The organism is Streptomyces venetus, from assembly GCF_039540295.1.
Lineage (GTDB): Bacteria > Actinomycetota > Actinomycetes > Streptomycetales > Streptomycetaceae > Streptomyces > Streptomyces venetus.
The window spans coordinates 565,795-582,308 of record NZ_BAABET010000003.1 but is presented as its reverse complement, the minus strand read 5'-3'; the positions used below and the strand labels follow the sequence as shown (position 1 = coordinate 582,308).

General features: G+C 69.0%; 13 protein-coding genes. 11 read left to right on the top strand and 2 right to left on the bottom strand.

Going from position 1 to position 16,514, the window contains the following annotated elements; all coding sequences use genetic code 11:
* Window positions 1–299: 299 nt before the first annotated feature.
* From ABEA82_RS12500 to ABEA82_RS12485, 4 genes are all read left to right on the top strand, one after another.
* Window positions 300–974, top strand: a complete 675-nt coding sequence (locus ABEA82_RS12500) for a PadR family transcriptional regulator (RefSeq protein WP_345661477.1) — start codon at window positions 300–302, stop codon at window positions 972–974.
* A gap of 44 nt (window positions 975–1,018) precedes the next feature.
* Window positions 1,019–2,101 carry an inositol-3-phosphate synthase gene (locus tag ABEA82_RS12495; RefSeq protein WP_003991493.1) on the top strand — a complete coding sequence of 361 codons (1,083 nt, stop codon included), beginning with the start codon at window positions 1,019–1,021 and terminating at the stop codon, window positions 2,099–2,101.
* Window positions 2,102–2,190: 89 nt separating this feature from the next.
* On the top strand, window positions 2,191–3,453 hold the full coding sequence (locus ABEA82_RS12490) for an MFS transporter (RefSeq protein ID WP_345661476.1): 1,263 nt from the start codon (window positions 2,191–2,193) through the stop codon (window positions 3,451–3,453).
* Between the two features lie 124 nt (window positions 3,454–3,577).
* Window positions 3,578–4,090, top strand: coding sequence for an LppU/SCO3897 family protein (locus ABEA82_RS12485; RefSeq protein WP_345661475.1), 513 nt, complete (start codon window positions 3,578–3,580; stop codon window positions 4,088–4,090).
* Between the two features lie 113 nt (window positions 4,091–4,203).
* On the opposite strand, the gene ABEA82_RS12480 is transcribed toward ABEA82_RS12485, so the two are convergent.
* A complete protein-coding gene (locus tag ABEA82_RS12480) occupies window positions 4,204–5,649 on the bottom strand; it encodes a CCA tRNA nucleotidyltransferase (RefSeq protein WP_345661474.1) in 1,446 nt (481 codons plus the stop codon).
* 258 nt (window positions 5,650–5,907) lie between these two features.
* Here ABEA82_RS12480 and ABEA82_RS12475 point away from each other — a divergent pair, with 258 nt between their 5' ends.
* From ABEA82_RS12475 to trxA, 7 genes are all read left to right on the top strand, one after another.
* Complete coding sequence (locus ABEA82_RS12475) at window positions 5,908–8,304, top strand: DUF6049 family protein (protein ID WP_345661473.1); 2,397 nt, start codon at window positions 5,908–5,910, stop codon at window positions 8,302–8,304.
* A 43-nt stretch (window positions 8,305–8,347) separates the two neighbouring features.
* Window positions 8,348–10,645, top strand: a complete 2,298-nt coding sequence (murJ, locus tag ABEA82_RS12470) for a murein biosynthesis integral membrane protein MurJ (protein WP_345661472.1) — start codon at window positions 8,348–8,350, stop codon at window positions 10,643–10,645.
* Window positions 10,646–10,764: 119 nt separating this feature from the next.
* Window positions 10,765–12,465: a protein kinase family protein gene (locus tag ABEA82_RS12465; RefSeq protein WP_345661471.1), complete on the top strand. Its 1,701-nt coding sequence runs from the start codon at window positions 10,765–10,767 to the stop codon at window positions 12,463–12,465.
* 27 nt (window positions 12,466–12,492) lie between these two features.
* The gene (gene sigM / locus ABEA82_RS12460; protein WP_345661470.1) at window positions 12,493–13,218 is read left to right on the top strand and encodes an RNA polymerase sigma factor SigM; all 726 of its coding nucleotides are present in this window, start codon (window positions 12,493–12,495) and stop codon (window positions 13,216–13,218) included.
* Entirely contained in the window at window positions 13,215–14,132 is a 918-nt protein-coding gene (locus tag ABEA82_RS12455; protein WP_345661469.1) for an anti-sigma factor family protein, read from the top strand. Before sigM ends, ABEA82_RS12455 begins: the two co-directional genes overlap by 4 nt.
* 167 nt (window positions 14,133–14,299) lie before the next feature.
* Window positions 14,300–15,268 carry a thioredoxin-disulfide reductase gene (trxB, locus tag ABEA82_RS12450; RefSeq protein WP_345661468.1) on the top strand — a complete coding sequence of 323 codons (969 nt, stop codon included), beginning with the start codon at window positions 14,300–14,302 and terminating at the stop codon, window positions 15,266–15,268.
* A 46-nt stretch (window positions 15,269–15,314) separates the two neighbouring features.
* The gene (trxA, locus tag ABEA82_RS12445; protein WP_003991504.1) at window positions 15,315–15,647 is read left to right on the top strand and encodes a thioredoxin; all 333 of its coding nucleotides are present in this window, start codon (window positions 15,315–15,317) and stop codon (window positions 15,645–15,647) included.
* Between the two features lie 94 nt (window positions 15,648–15,741).
* Here trxA and ABEA82_RS12440 read toward each other — a convergent pair whose 3' ends face one another.
* Window positions 15,742–16,359 carry a GNAT family N-acetyltransferase gene (locus ABEA82_RS12440; protein ID WP_345661467.1) on the bottom strand — a complete coding sequence of 206 codons (618 nt, stop codon included), beginning with the start codon at window positions 16,357–16,359 and terminating at the stop codon, window positions 15,742–15,744.
* Between the last annotated feature and the right edge of the window lie 155 nt (window positions 16,360–16,514).

Sequence of the window (16,514 nt, the reverse complement as noted above, 5' to 3'; positions counted from 1 at the left end):
CCCGCGTGCACCCGTACTACACCGAAGACGACGACGCTCTCAGGCGTCACTCGGTTCCCGGCGATGGTCATGGCGCACAGACTACGCACCGCCAAAACCTCCCGAGGCCCGAAGTTCACCTCAAATCAGGCAACTCGTGTCCGATGAATCGGTGATGTGATCCCGTTCACCACACCCCCTCTTGTCGCGTCCGGGAGGCCGTTCTATCGTCGAGATGTATCGAGTCGATACATCCGCTCGACACATCAGTCCGAGACATCGGTCCGGGACATGGATACCGCGGCAGAGAGGAGGCGACGATGAGCCGGCGTTCCGGGATCCTCGAGTTCGCCGTACTCGGCCTGCTCCGCGAATCTCCGATGCACGGCTATGAGCTGCGTAAACGGCTCAACACGTCACTGGGTGTGTTCCGTGCGTTCAGCTACGGGACGCTCTACCCCTGTCTCAAGACGCTGGTCGCCAACGGCTGGCTGATCGAGGAACCGGCGCACGACGCCGAGACCGCGCCCCTCACCGGCCGCCGCGCCAAGATCGTCTACCGGCTGACGGCGGAGGGCAAGGAGCACTTCGAGCAGCTGCTCTCGCAGACCGGGCCCGACGCGTATGAGGACGAGACCTTCGCAGCCCGTTTCGCATTCTTCGGGCAAACCTCACGCGACGTCCGCATGCGCGTTCTGGAGGGCCGCCGCAGCCGGCTGGAGGAGCGCCTGGAGAAGATGCGCATCTCCCTGGCCCGGACCCGCGAGCGACTCGACGACTACACGCTTGAGCTCCAGCGCCACGGGATGGAGTCCGTGGAGCGCGAGGTGCGCTGGCTGAACGAGCTCATCGAGAGCGAGCGGGCGGGGCGGGACCTGAAGGGTTCCGCCACGGGGGAGCCCGCTTCGCGTGACACCACATCTGGAGCGTCGGGCGGCCTGCCCCGGCCGGGGGGCGACCCCCGTCCGGATACGCCCGACGACACCGCCACGTGAGACCCCCGCAAGGGCCTCACTCGTACACACAGGGAGCAACCGGAATGGGTTCGGTTCGCGTAGCCATCGTCGGTGTGGGCAACTGCGCCGCATCGCTGGTTCAGGGAGTCGAGTACTACAAGGACGCCGACCCGGCGTCCAAGGTGCCGGGCCTGATGCACGTCCAGTTCGGCGACTACCACGTCCGCGACGTCGAGTTCGTCGCCGCGTTCGACGTGGACGCCAAGAAGGTCGGCCTCGACCTCGCGGACGCCATCGGCGCCTCCGAGAACAACACCATCAAGATCTGCGACGTGCCCAGCACCGGCGTGACGGTCCAGCGCGGCCACACCCTGGACGGCCTCGGCCGGTACTACCGCGAGACCATCGAGGAGTCCGCCGAGGAGCCGGTCGACGTCGTCCAGGTCCTCAAGGACAAGCAGATCGACGTCCTGGTCTGCTACCTGCCCGTGGGCTCCGAGGACGCGGCGAAGTTCTACGCCCAGTGCGCCATCGACGCCAAGGTCGCCTTCGTCAACGCCCTTCCGGTCTTCATCGCCGGTACCAAGGAGTGGGCGGACAAGTTCACCGAGGCGGGCGTCCCGATCGTCGGCGACGACATCAAGTCGCAGGTCGGCGCCACCATCACGCACCGCGTCATGGCGAAGCTGTTCGAGGACCGGGGCGTCGTCCTGGACCGCACGATGCAGCTCAACGTCGGCGGCAACATGGACTTCAAGAACATGCTCGAGCGCGACCGCCTCGAGTCGAAGAAGATCTCCAAGACGCAGGCCGTCACCTCCCAGATCCGCGACCGCGAGCTGGGCGAGGGCAATGTCCACATCGGCCCGTCCGACTACGTGGCCTGGCTGGACGACCGCAAGTGGGCCTACGTCCGGCTCGAGGGCCGTGCCTTCGGTGACGTCCCGCTGAACCTGGAGTACAAGCTGGAGGTCTGGGACTCCCCGAACTCCGCCGGCGTCATCATCGACGCCCTGCGCGCCGCGAAGATCGCCAAGGACCGCGGCATCGGCGGTCCGATCCTCTCCGCGTCGAGCTACTTCATGAAGTCCCCGCCCGTGCAGTACTTCGACGACGAGGCCCGCGAGAACGTCGAGAAGTTCATCAAGGGCGAGGTCGAGCGCTGACGCGCCCCAACGAGTCGCTCCTGCCAGGGCTGTGAGGGTCCCCGGGTCGCATGACCCGGGGACCCTCCCCGTATGTGAGGCTGTGCCCCATGGCCGTCGTCCGTGACCTGCGCGTCCTGTTGCGTTTCCAGGGATTCCGGCGCCTGCTCGCCGTGCGGCTGATCTCCCAGGGCGCCGACGGTGTCTACCAGGTCGCACTCGCCGCGTACGTCGTCTTCTCACCGGAGAAGCAGACCTCCGCGGCCGCGGTCGCCTCCGCGATGGCGGTGCTCCTGCTCCCGTACTCCCTCGTCGGCCCCTTCGCCGGTGTCCTGCTGGACCGCTGGCGGCGCCGTCAGGTCCTGCTCTACGGCAGCCTGCTGCGCGCGCTGCTGGCTTCGGCGACAGCCCTGCTGATCCTCAGTCCGGCTCCGGACTGGCTCTTCTACGTCTCCGCCCTGTGCGTCACCGCCGTCAACCGCTTCGTGCTCGCGGGCCTGTCCGCGGCCCTACCGCGCGTGGTCGACACCGAGCGCCTCGTCATCGCCAACTCCCTGTCACCGACCGCCGGGACACTGGCGGCGACCGCGGGCGGCGGTCTCGCCTTCGTCGTCCGCCTGGTGGTGGCGGACTCCGACGCCGCGGTGGTGCTCGTAGCAGCCTGGCTGTACCTGTGCGCGGCCCTGGCGACACTGAGCATGGCCCGGGAACTCCTGGGCCCCGACCAGAACTTGGTGCGTGAGCGGATCGGGGCCGCTCTCACGGGCACCGCTCGCGACCTGCTGGCAGGCGTACGTCATCTCGCCGCGCCACAGCGCCGGGAGGCCGCCTGGGCGCTCACGGCGATGGCCCTGATGCGGTTCTGCTACGGCGCGCTGCTGGTGATGCTGCTGATGCTCTGCCGGTACGCGCTCACCTCGACGACTGACGACGGACTCGCCCTGCTGGGGCTGGCGTTGGGTGTCTCGGGCGCCGGCTTCTTCGCGGCGGCCGTGGTGACGCCCTGGTCCGCGGGCAAGCTCGGGCCGGGCCGCTGGATCGTCGTGTGCGCAGGGGCCGCCGCGCTGCTGGAGCCGGCTCTCGGGCTCCCGTTCGCCACCGTCCCTCTGCTGGCCGCGGCCTTCGTCCTGGGGTTGACCACCCAGGGCGCGAAGATCGCCACGGACACCATCGTCCAGTCCTCCGTCGAGGACGGCTTCCGTGGCCGGATCTTCTCCGTCTACGACGTCCTCTTCAACGCCACCTTCGTCGGAGCCGCAGCCGTGGCCGCCCTGATGCTGCCGCCGGACGGTCGATCGGTACCGCTGGTGATCACGATCGCCGTTATCTACGCAACGGTAGCTGTGGCTATGTTCCGGTTTGGCCGTCAGTAAGTGTCACATCAATGACACAGAGCCACTCCTGACTACTGGCTTGTCAGTGGTGACCGATAACTTACGTGGGTCTTATCTCGCGACATGTTCGCGTCACTCATCCATGTTCTAGGGGGACCCCCAAGTGACCACTCCGCCGCCCCAGGGCAATCCGTTCGCGCAGGCCCAGCCCACGGGTCAGCCTCAGGCTCCGTACCCGCCGCAGGGGGGCTACCCCCAGCAGCCCGGCCAGCCCGGCTTCCCGCCCCAGGGCGCGGCTCCGTACGCTCCGGTTCCGCCGCAGCCGTCCGGTCGCAAGCTCAGTTTCAAGACCATCAAGAACATCGTGGTCGTCATCGCCGTGGCGGGTATGGCCATCGGCGGCTACATAGCCAGCCGGGACGACGCCAACACGGCGTCCGTCGGCGACTGCATGCACCGCGGCAGCACCAACGACAGCAACCCTGACCTCGAGGTCGTCGAGTGCAGTAACGCGAAGGCCCAGTACAAGGTGCTGGCGAAGATCGAGGGCGCCTACCTCACGGAGACGCTGGCGTCGAGCAAGTGCGAGTCCGAGGCCAAGGACTTCCAGTACACGTACACCGAGAGCGGTGACGGCAAGGACTTCCTGCTCTGCCTGAAGGACTACAAGCAGTAGGACAGGCACGCGGAGGGGCGGTGTTTCACGTGAAACACCGCCCCTCCGTCGTCTTTTCGATCTGTCTCCCGCCGGGTCATGTTTCACGTGAAACATGACCCCGTTCGACAGCCTCAGCCTTCCTGCTCGGCCCACCACTCCTTGAGCGCGGTCACCGCGGCGTCAGGCTCCATCGGCCCGTTCTCCAGCCTCAGCTCCAGCATGTGCTTGTAGGCGCGCCCGATGACCGGACCGGGGCCGACACCGAGGATCTCCATGATCTGGTTGCCGTCGAGGTCCGGGCGGATCGAGTCCAGCTCCTCCTGCTCCTGAAGACTCGCGATCCGCTCCTCAAGCCCGTCGTACGCACGCGAGAGGGCCGCGGCCTTGCGCTTGTTGCGCGTGGTGCAGTCCGAGCGGGTCAGCTTGTGGAGGCGGTCGAGGAGCGGGCCGGCGTCACGGACGTAACGGCGCACCGCGGAGTCCGTCCACTCGCCTGTGCCATAGCCGTGGAAGCGCAGGTGGAGCTCGACCAGACGTGAGACGTCCCTCACCAGCTCGTTGGAGTACTTGAGCGCCGTCATACGCTTCTTGGTCATCTTGGCTCCCACCACCTCGTGGTGGTGGAACGAGACCCTGCCGTCCTTCTCGAAGCGGCGGGTGCGCGGCTTGCCGATGTCGTGCAGCAGGGCGGCCAGCCGCAGCGTCAGGTCGGGGCCGTCGTCCTCCAACGCCATCGCCTGCTCCAGGACGATCAGCGTGTGGTCGTAGACGTCCTTGTGCCGGTGGTGCTCGTCACGCTCCAGACGCAGGGCCGGCAGCTCGGGCAGGACCCGATCGGCGAGGCCGGTCTCCACCAGCAGCGTCAGCCCCTTGCGCGGGTGCGGAGACAGGATCAGCTTGTTCAGCTCGTCCCGCACCCGCTCGGCCGAGACGATCTCGATGCGTCCCGCCATCCCCTCCATCGCCGCGACGACCTCGGGGGCGACCTCGAAGTCGAGCTGAGCCGCGAAGCGCGCGGCCCGCATCATCCGCAGCGGGTCGTCCGAGAAGGACTCCTCCGGAGTGCCAGGAGTGCGCAGCACGCGCGACGCGAGGTCCTCGAGCCCGCCGTGCGGGTCGATGAACTCCTTCTCCGGCAGTGCCACGGCCATCGCGTTCACCGTGAAGTCCCGGCGGACGAGGTCCTCCTCGATGGAGTCGCCGTACGACACCTCGGGCTTGCGGGAGGTCCGGTCGTACGCCTCGGACCGGTACGTGGTCACCTCGATCTGGTAGCCGCCCTTGTGGGCACCGACCGTGCCGAAGGCGATCCCGACCTCCCAGACGGCGTCCGCCCACGGGCGCACGATCTTCAGTACGTCCTGGGGCCGGGCATCGGTCGTGAAGTCCAGGTCGTTGCCGAGCCGGCCCAGCAGCGCGTCCCGGACCGAGCCGCCGACCAGGGCGAGTGAGAACCCGGCCTCCTGGAAGCGGCGGGCGAGGTCGTCGGCGACAGGCGCGACCCGCAGCAGTTCGTTCACCGCGCGGTGCTGCACCTGGCTCAGGACGCTGGACATCTCTTCGTTGGCGTTCGGCACAACAGAAGAGGGTACGTGGCCCGGGCGGCCCGGAGCTCCCCCTATTCACGCATGCGGACACGTCCGCCGATACGCGCACAAGAGCTGCTCTTGCGATGCAAGGAACCGCCCGAGCCCATAGGGCGACATACCAGACAGCAGATTACCGGGCCGTGATCTTGTGGAACGGACCGCGGCACTTCCCCTCAGCGGGCATCGTTACCATGCGTGGACGCACATTCCGACGACCACTGACGACGACTAGGGACGGACGAGCGCGTGGCCGAGGCGGCAGACTTCCAGGGGACCAGTGCCTCACCTGCCCGCCGGTGGCTACGGCGCACCGGGGCACTGCTCGCCGGTGCGCCCCTGCTGGCCGGACTCCTCCAGCTGCCCGCCGCCGCCCCGGCGGACGCGGCCGGACAGGAGGCCCCGCAGGCTGCCTCCGGCGCGGGCTCGGTGTCCGTCGCGGTCGACTCGCTCAGTCCCAGCGCCCCCACAGAGGGTGACACGGTGACCGTGGCGGGCACGGTCACCAACAACGGCAAGCAAGCCGTCAACGACGCCCATGTCGATCTGCGGGTGGGGCCGGCGCTCGACACCCGCTCGGGCATCGACACCCTCGCCAAGAAGAGCGACGACGTCCAGGGCCCCCTCGGCGAGGCGGTCGGCGGAAAGTACACCGAGAAGTTCCCCAAGCTCACCCCCGGCGTCGCGGAGCCGTTCAACATCTCTGTGCCGGCCGACGAGCTGGACCTCGGTGCGGACGGTGTCTACCAGCTGGCCGTCGCGCTCTCCGGAGGAACCACCGCACAGCCCTACGACCGGGTCCTCGGCGTCCAGCGCACGTTCCTGCCGTGGCAGCCGGAGGAGGCCGGTACCAAGACGAAGACCACGTTCCTGTGGCCGCTCGTCTCCTCGGCGCACATGGCGGCCGAGACGGGGTCGAACGAACAGCAGACGCCGGTCTTCCGTGACGACGAGCTCGCCAAGGAGATCTCCCCGGGCGGCCGCCTCGACCAGATGGTGTCGCTGGCCAAGGAGCTCGACGTCACCTGGGTGATCGACCCGGACCTGCTGGCGTCCGTCGACGCGATGACGAAGAGCTACCAGGTCCGCGGCGCTGACGGCACCAGCACCGCCGGCACCCATCAGGCGGTCGCCAACCGCTGGCTGGCCGAGCTCCAGCAGGCGGTCACAGGCAAGGAGGTCGTCGCCCTGCCGTACGGCGACCCCGACCTCGCCTCCGTCGCCCACAACGGGACCAACGTCACCGGCACACTGAGCCACCTCAAGGAAGCCACCGACGTCATCGACAACACGATCCCGACGATCCTCCACGTGAAGCCGTCGACGGACTTCGCGTGGCCGGTGAACGGAGCCGTCGACCCGTCGATCATGAAGGTCGCGACCTCCGCGGGCGCCGACAAGGTGATCGCCCGCAGCGACAGCCTCCAGGACGACCTGTCGTACACGCCCTCCGCGGCCCGGCCCATCGGCGGCGGCACCACGGCGGTCGTCGCGGACTCCAGGATGTCCACGGCGTTCCAGGGCGACCTGACGAAGGCCTCCGCGTCCACGCTCGCCGAGCAGCGCTTCCTGGCCCAGAGCCTGGCCCTGGGCCTGCAGACCGGCAAACAGCGCAGCGTGGTCGTCGCGCCGCAGCGCATGCCCACCGTGCACCAGGCACAGGCCATGGCCGATGCGCTCAAGGCCCTCCGGCTCGGGAACTGGTCCGAGTCGCAGGACCTGGCGGCAGCCGCGAAGGCCAAGCCGGACCCGTCGGCCAACACGAAGGTGCCCTCGGCCTCCGCCTACCCGTCCTCGCTGCGCAAGCAGGAACTGCCGCGAGCCGCCTTCGAGCAGATCGCCAGGACGCAGAACAAGCTCGACAAGTTCAAGGTGGTGCTCACCCGCCAGTCCCGGGTGGTGACCCCCTTCGGGCGGGCCATGAACCGCGAGATGTCCGTCTCGTGGCGCGGCCAGGGCATCGCGGGGGTGGGGTACCGCGTCGGCATCGAGTCGTACCTCGACGGGCTCATCGACGGGGTCAAGCTGATCCAGAAGTCGGAGACCAAACTCTCCGGCCGCAGCGCCACGATCCCCGTGACCGTCCAGAACAACCTGGTCCAGGGCGTCGAGCACCTGAAACTGCGGCTCACGTCGAAGAACCCGACCCGGCTCAAGATCGGTGGCGCCGCCTACGACGAGCAGCCCGTCACCGTCAACGGCGGCCACAGCCAGTCGGTGAAGTTCACCACGTCCGCCAACGCCAACGGCCGGGCTGAAGTGGTCGCCCAGCTCTACACCGAGGACGGCCAGAAGTACGGCGGCCCCGTGACCTTCGACGTGAAGGTCACCGAGGTCACGGCCACCGTGATGCTGGTCATCGGCGGCGGCGTCCTGCTCCTGGTCCTCGCCGGCTTCCGGATGTACACACAGCGCAAGCGCGCCGCCGCCCGCGAGACCGCCGAGGACGACGCCGCCGGGGAGGACGACAACGCCGAAGGCCAGGTCGGCGCCGCGCAGAACCCGGAAGCCCCCGGCGAGCGTCTCGAGGAGGAGTCACAGGCCGGCCCAGGGGCAGAGGCCCCCGAGCAGCGGAGTGACCCGGCCCCGGACACCGCGGCGGAAAACGCAGACCCGTCCGGCCCGGGTGAGAGAGTGGACCGTTGAGATGTCGTGGCCGGTGGGCCGGGGACGATGAGGTGGGGTAACCATGAACGCGCCGTACGACGGTGACCACGGCCGTGCCGTGGGCAGCTCGGGCTACCCCGAGTCGGGCGCGCCCGAGGGCTCGCCGCCCGAGCACGGCCAGGTGCCGCCGCCCGCGGACATGTACCTCCAGGACGCCTACGACCAGGATCCCTACCGGGCACAGGACCTTGCCGCCCAGGACCCGGTCGCCGAGGCCCTCTACGACCGTGCCGCGCACCCGCCGCCCCCGCCGGGCACCTATCAGCCCCAGCAGCAGCTGTACGCACAGCCGCCGCAGTCGCCCTACGCGCCCGACCCGCAGGTGTGGGCCCAGACACCCGCTCCGGAGCCCGAGGGCCCCACACGGCACCTGCCCTACGGTGATGCCGCCCGGACCACACAGTTCGTGGGTGTGGACGACCTCGTCTCCCAGGCGGGCGAGCCGCAGCAGGAACCCGACGCGTTCGCGCATCTCTTCCGGGACCAGCAGCAGAACAGCGGTCACCCCTCGTACGAGTCGCCCTCGGTCCCCGGCCCGTCCCCGGCCTCCGGCCCGATGGCGCAGGGCCAGTACGCGGCACAGGGCGCGTACGCGCAGGGCCCGTACGCGGCACCCGGCGGGACCGCGGAGACGCCTGCGGTGGACGACACCCATGCCCCTGAGCCCGCCGCGCCCGCACCGAAGAAGGGCGGCCGCGCGGCCGGCCTGCTGAAGTCCAGCGCCGTGATGGCGGCGGGCACGCTGGTCTCCCGCCTCACCGGCTTCGTCCGCTCCGCACTGATCGTGTCGGCCATCGGCGTCGGCTTCCTGGGCGACACCTTCCAGGTCGCCTACCAGCTGCCGACCATGATCTACATCCTCACGGTCGGCGGCGGTCTCAACTCCGTCTTCGTGCCGCAGCTGGTGCGGGCCATGAAGGACGACGAGGACGGCGGCGAGGCCTACGCCAACCGACTGCTGACCCTCGTCATGGTGGCGCTCGGCGGGCTCACCGCGCTGGGAATCCTCGGCGCCCCGCTGCTGATCCGCATGATGTCCCCCTCGATCGCCGACGACCCCGCGGCGAACCAGGTCGCCATCACCTTCGTCCAGTACTTCCTGCCCTCGATCTTCTTCATGGGCGTCCACGTGGTGATGGGCCAGATCCTCAACGCCCGCGGCAAGTTCGGCGCGATGATGTGGACCCCGGTCCTGAACAACATCGTCATCATCGTGACGCTGGGCATGTTCATCTACGTCTACGGCACCGCCGCCGACTCCAGGATGAAGGTCACCACCATCCCGGCGGAGGGCCAGCGTCTCCTCGGCATCGGTGTGCTGCTGGGCCTGGTGGTCCAGTCGCTGGCGATGATCCCCTACCTGCGCGAGACCGGCTTCCGGCTGCGGCTGCGCTTCGACTGGAAGGGCCAGGGCCTCGGCAAGGCCATCACGCTCGCCAAGTGGACCGTCCTGTTCGTCCTCGCCAACCAGGCCGGCGCCATGATCGTCGTCTGGCTGTCCACCGCGGCGGGCAAGGCCTCGCCCGTCGACGGCACCGGATTCTCCGCCTACGCCAACGCACAGCTGATCTGGGGCCTGCCGCAGGCCATCATCACGGTCTCCCTCATGGCCGCCCTGCTGCCGCGCCTGTCGCGCTCGGCCGCCGAGGGCGACGGCGGCGCCGTCCGTGACGACATCTCCCAGGGCCTGCGCACCACGGCGGTCGCCATCGTGCCGATCGCGTTCGGTTTCCTCTCGATCGGCATCCCGATGTGCACGCTGATGTTCGGCTCCTCGGGCACCAGCCAAGCAACCAACATGGGCTACATGCTGATGGCGTTCGGCCTCGGTCTGATCCCGTACTCCGTGCAGTACGTGGTCCTGCGCGCCTTCTACGCCTACGAGGACACCCGGACCCCCTTCTACAACACGGTCATCGTGGCCGCGGTCAACGCGGGCGCCTCGGCGGTCTGTTACTTCGTCGTCCCGCCGCGCTGGGCCGTGGTCGGCATGGCCGCCTCCTACGGGCTGGCCTACGCGATCGGCGTCGGTGTCGCCTGGCGCCGCCTGCGCAAGCGGCTGGGCGGGGACCTCGACGGCGCCCGGGTGCTGCGGACTTACGCCCGGCTGTGCATCGCCTCGGTCCCGGCCGCCCTGCTCAGCGGAGCGGCCTGCTACGGCATCGGCCACACGCTCGGCCAGGGTGTCGCGGGCTCGCTCGCCGCGGTGCTGGCCGGTGGCGCCGTTCTCCTCGGGGTCTTCTTCGTCGCCGCCCGCCGCATGCGCATCGAGGAACTCAACTCGCTGGTCGGCATGGTCCGCGGACGCCTGGGACGCTGAGACGAGGGGTAGGCGCACAACCATCGTCAGCCACCGCGTGTCGTGCATAGCGGCGGACTGTGGGCACAATTGGTTTCGGCGTCGGACGGCGCGCAATGGATGGGGAGGCAGGAACGACGGTGGCGGAACGGAGCACGGCTGCCGTCGACGTGGCAGACAACAGCGACGAGACGTCGCTGACCGCACAAGCGGACCAGTCCACGGCCGACGGGGTGGCCAAGAACCGGGAGCGGGACACGGACAGCGACGAGGTACAGGAGAGCACCCGGGCCGACGGTTCCGGAAAAACCTCGCCGCCTGAACTGCACAGTGGTCACAAGCTCGCCAGACGCTACCGCCTCGAGGAGTGCGTCACCCGTCTGGACGGCTTCAGCAGCTGGCGTGCCGTGGACGAGAAACTCCGCCGCGCCGTCGGCGTGCACATTCTGCCCGCGGACCACTCACGGGCCCGCTCCGTCCTGGCTGCCGCCCGCTCCTCGGCCCTCCTGGGCGACCCGCGCTTCGTGCAGGTGCTGGACGCGGTGGAGGAGAACGACCTCGTCTACGTCGTCCACGAGTGGCTTCCCGACGCGACCGAACTGAGCACACTTCTCGCCTCCGGGCCACTGGAGCCGTACGACGCCTACCAGATGGTCACCCAGGTCTCCTCCGCCATGGCGGCCGCGCACCGCGAGGGCCTCGCACACCTTCGGCTGAACCCCAACGCCGTCCTGCGTGCCTCCACCGGCCAGTGGCGCATCCGCGGCCTCGCCGTGAACGCCGCCCTGCGGGGCATCTCGTCCGAGACCCCGCAGCGCACCGACACCGAGGCCATCGGCGCCCTGCTGTACGCGGCGCTCACCCAGCGCTGGCCGTACGAGAGCGACGCCTACGGCCTCTCGGGCCTGCCGAAGGACATCGGGCTGATCGCGCCCGACCAGGTGCGTGCCGGTGTGCACCGCGGTCTGTCCGAGCTGTCCATGCGCGCGCTCGCCAACGACGGCGCCACCGCGTCCCGGCACGAGTCGCCGTGCACCACGCCGGAAGAGCTGGTGAAGGCGATCGGTGAGATGCCCCGCATCCGCCCGCCGGAGCCGGCGTTCACCGCCCCGCCCGAGTACCAGCGCACGACGTACCAGCAGGGCACCTACGGCCGCCAGACCCCGCACCCCGGCGCCACCCAGCCGGTCCCGACGCCGCCGCCCCCGCTGCAGAGCCGCACGGGCAAGGCACTGAAGTGGGCCGTCTCCGCGCTCCTGATCGCCGCACTGGGCCTCGGCAGCTGGCAGCTGGCCGACGCCCTCATGGACCAAGGCGGCAAGACCGAGGACCCGGGCCGGACCCAGACGAACGACGGGAACGACAAGAGCCCGAAGAAGCCCGTGGGCGGCAAGCCCGTCGCCATCGAGGGAGTCCGCGACTTCGACCCGTTCGGCTCGGACGGATCCGAGAATCCGGAAGACATCGACAAGGTCGACGACAACGATCCCAGTTCGTACTGGCAGACGAGCTACTACGAGAGCTCCGACTTCGGCCGGCTCAAGTCGGGCGTCGGCGTGATCCTCGACCTCGGCAAGGTCCAGCAGGTCGGAAAGGTGACCGTCAAGTTCGTGGGGGACACCTCGGTCGAACTGCGCAGCGCCGGTTCCGACGCGGGCTCGGAGCCCACGTCCTTCGACGCGTACTCGAAGGTCGCCGACGGCTCGGGGACGACCGTCGCACTCAAGCCGGACAAGTCCCTCAAGACTCGGTACCTCCTCGTGTGGCTGACCGACCTTCCGGTCCAGGCGGACGACGGAAAGTGGCGCGGCAGGGTGGCGGACATCAAGGTGACCAGCTGACGGCATCTGCCTCGAGGAAGGAGGCCGATGGCAGACGGCACCGGGTATGACGGAGTGAGCGATCAGGACCTGCTCGCCCGCCATGTGGAAGGCGACCCCGACGCCTTCAGTGAGCTCGTGCGGCGGCACCGCGACCGTCTCTGGGCCGTCGCCCTGCGGACGCTGGGAGACCGCGAGGAGGCCGCTGACGCGGTGCAGGACGCCCTTGTCTCCGCCTACCGGGCCGCACACACCTTCCGGGGCCAGTCGGCCGTCACGACATGGCTGCACAGGATCACGGTGAACGCCTGTCTGGACCGCGCCCGCAAGGCGGCCTCCCGCAAGACCTCGCCCGTCGACGACACCGAGCGCCTGGAGCAGCTGCTGGAGCCGCACGAGTCGGCTTCCGCGCCCGCCGAGCGCAACGATCTCCACCGGCAGCTCATCAAGGCCCTGGGAACCCTGCCGGCCGACCAGCGTGCGGCGCTCGTCCTGGTGGACATGCAGGGCTACCCGGTCGCGGAGGCCGCCCGCATCCTCGACGTACCGACCGGCACGGTCAAGAGCCGCTGTGCGCGTGGCAGAGCCAGACTCCTGCCGCTGCTCACCCATCTGCGGCCGGACGGCAACGCTGACGGCAAGAAGCCGGGCGGAGAACGGAACCGGACGCAGGAGCCAGCCGTCCCACCCGCAGCGGGACCGCGCCAGGCGGGACCACCGGACACAGGACCGAGCGACTCAGCTGCAGTGAAGGGCGGAGGTGGACGAGCGTGACGTCGACGACAGACATGGCCGGGCACCCGGACGTCGCGGAGATCTCCGACCTCACCGAGGGCCTGCTCCCGCCGTCCCGAAGCAGCGACGTACGCCGGCACCTGGACGGGTGCGAACTCTGCGCGGACGTCCATGCCTCGTTGGAGGAGATCCGCGGACTGCTCGGTGCACTGCCCGGCCCGCCGCGTATGCCGGCCGATGTCGCAAGCCGCATCGATGCCGCTCTCGCCGCCGAAGCCCTGCTGAACGCCAGGGAACCCGAGCCCGAAGAGAGCCCGGCGCCGGTGAGTGCTTCCTCCCCCTCCGAGGACGACAGCGATCTGCGTGTTTCACGTGAAACATCGGTGACCGTCGACCGGCCCACCGGACGTCCCCGCTCCTCCACCACCGGCCCCGGCCGCAAGGGGCGCACCCGGAGCGGGCGCCGAAGGATCGCCGTCCTGGGGACCGTCTTCACCGTCGCCGCCCTGGGGCTGGGCTCCGTTCTGCTGTCGTCACTCGACGACGGCAAACCGTCGCGTGACACGGCGGGCGAGCGGCAGACCACCGCCGGGGACACCTTCTCCGAAGGAAAGCTGCAGAAGCAGGTCACCGACCTCCTGGCCGAGAACAAGAGCGAGGGACGCAGCTCCCGCACCCCGCTCGGCGCGGAGACCGCCGGGACCAACCACCCCAGGGTCTTCAGCGAGCCCACTGTGCCGGGCTGTGTCCGCGACGGTATCGGCCGCAAGGACGCCGCCCTCGCCGTCGAGAACGGCAGGTACGAGGGGAAGAAGGCGATGCTCGTACTGCTTCCCGACGCCTCCGACGCCACCCGGGTCACCGCCTACATCGTCGACGCGACCTGTGTGGATCACTCGGCGTCGGCCGCCACCGGAAAGATCCTTCTGCAGCGCTCCTACCCGTCCTCCTGAGGGAGGGCTTCTCACCCCTCCGCGTGGTTACCCGCACGGTGTCCACATCTCCGTGTGCCCGGACACAGTGGGAATGCGAGCCCCTTAGGATCCGTTGGGTGGGGTGAGAGTTCCGAGAGAAGCTCCCACCGGTCGAACGACGCAGTCCAGAGACGAGGAATCAAGCCGTGAGCGACGTCCGTAACGTGATCATCATCGGCTCCGGGCCCGCCGGCTACACGGCGGCGCTCTACACCGCGCGCGCGTCGCTGAAGCCACTGGTGTTCGAGGGCGCCGTCACCGCCGGTGGTGCGCTCATGAACACCACCGATGTGGAGAACTTCCCGGGCTTCCAGGACGGCATCATGGGCCCGGAGCTCATGGACAACATGCGCGCCCAGTCGGAGCGCTTCGGTGCCGAGCTCGTCCCGGACGACATCGTGGCCGTCGACCTGTCCGGTGAGATCAAGACCGTCACGGACACGGCCGGTACCGTCCACCGGGCCAAGGCCGTCATCGTGGCCACGGGCTCGCAGCACCGCAAGCTCGGCCTGCCGAACGAGGACGCCCTCTCCGGTCGTGGGGTGTCCTGGTGCGCCACCTGTGACGGGTTCTTCTTCAAGGACCAGGACATCGCAGTGATCGGTGGAGGCGACACCGCCATGGAGGAGGCCACCTTCCTCTCGCGGTTCGCCAAGTCCGTGACGATCGTCCACCGCCGCGACACCCTGCGGGCCTCCAAGGCCATGCAGGAGCGCGCCTTCGCCGACCCGAAGATCTCGTTCGTATGGGACAGCGAGGTCGCCGAGATCCAGGGCGACCCGAAGCTCTCGGGTCTGAAGCTGCGCAACCTCAAGACCGGCGAGCTCTCGGACCTGCCGGTGACCGGTCTCTTCATCGCCATCGGGCACGACCCGCGCACCGAGCTCTTCAAGGGCCAGCTCGACCTGGACGAAGAGGGCTACCTGAAGGTGGACGCGCCGTCGACGCGTACGAACCTGACCGGTGTCTTCGGTGCCGGTGATGTGGTCGACCACACCTACCGTCAGGCGATCACCGCGGCCGGGACCGGTTGCTCCGCCGCTCTCGACGCCGAGCGCTTCCTCGCCGCCCTCTCGGACGAGGAGCAGCCGGAGCCCGAGAAGACCGCTGTCTGACCTCCTCCCTACCCGCCCCACGCACCAACCAGTTAAGGAGCCCGCCGTGGCCGGCACCCTGAAGAATGTGACCGACGACTCCTTCGAGCAGGACGTCCTCAAGAGCGACAAGCCCGTCCTGGTGGACTTCTGGGCCGCCTGGTGCGGTCCGTGCCGCCAGATCGCGCCGTCCCTCGAAGCGATCGCCGCCGAGTACGGCGACAAGATCGAGGTCGTCAAGCTGAACATCGACGAGAACCCGGGTACGGCCGCCAAGTACGGCGTCATGTCCATCCCGACGCTGAACGTCTACCAGGGTGGCGAGGTCGCCAAGACCATCGTCGGCGCGAAGCCGAAGGCCGCGATCGTTCGCGACCTCGAGGACTTCATCGCGGAGTGACACGGCGAAGCCACCGCACCGACGGTGGATGTTTCACGTGAAACACGAATGGGCCAGCCCGGAAGGGCTGGCCCATTCGCTTGTCTGCCTGCCTCTACAGCGGTCGCAGCGCCGGTTCCTTCTGCACAGCTCCCAGCAGCCGGTCCAGCGCCATCTCGACGTCTTCCTTCCAGGAGAGCGTCGACCTCAATTCCAGCCTGAGCCTGGGATAGGTGGGGTGCTGTCGGACCGTCTTGAAGCCCACCGCCAGAAGGTGGTCGGCGGGCAGCACACAGGCCGGTTCCTTCCAGCGCGCGTCCCCGAACGCCTCGATGGCCTTGAAGCCCCGCCGCAGCAGATCCTTGGCGACCGCCTGGACCATCACCCGTCCGAGCCCCTGCCCCTGGTAGCCGGGAACGATGAACGAGGTCATCAGTTGAACCGCGTCGGGCGATACCGGGCTCGTGGGGAACGCCATGGACCGGGGTACGTAGGCGGGAGGGGCGTAGAGCACGAAGCCCACCGGCACGTCATCGACGTAGACGACCCGACCGCAGGATCCCCAGTCCAGCAGGACGGCTGAGATCCAGGCTTCCTTCTCCAGGGCGGGGGTGCCCGCCTTTACCGCGGCCTCACCGCTGACCGGATCGAGCTCCCAGAAGACACACGTGCGACAGCGCTTGGGAAGGTCCTGAAGGTTGTCCAACGTGAGCGGTACGAGCCGGCGCCCCATGAAGGCTGTTCCTCGCTTCCTTCTCCCGCCGCGTCGCGGGCGGCTGTCAGAGCGCTCCGTTCCTTGAGGAGGCTGCCGATGAACCCACCGACCGCTCCCAGTCCCAGACCGGCGCTCACCAGTCCGGTCCGGCTCATCGTTCGCATGGCCCCTGC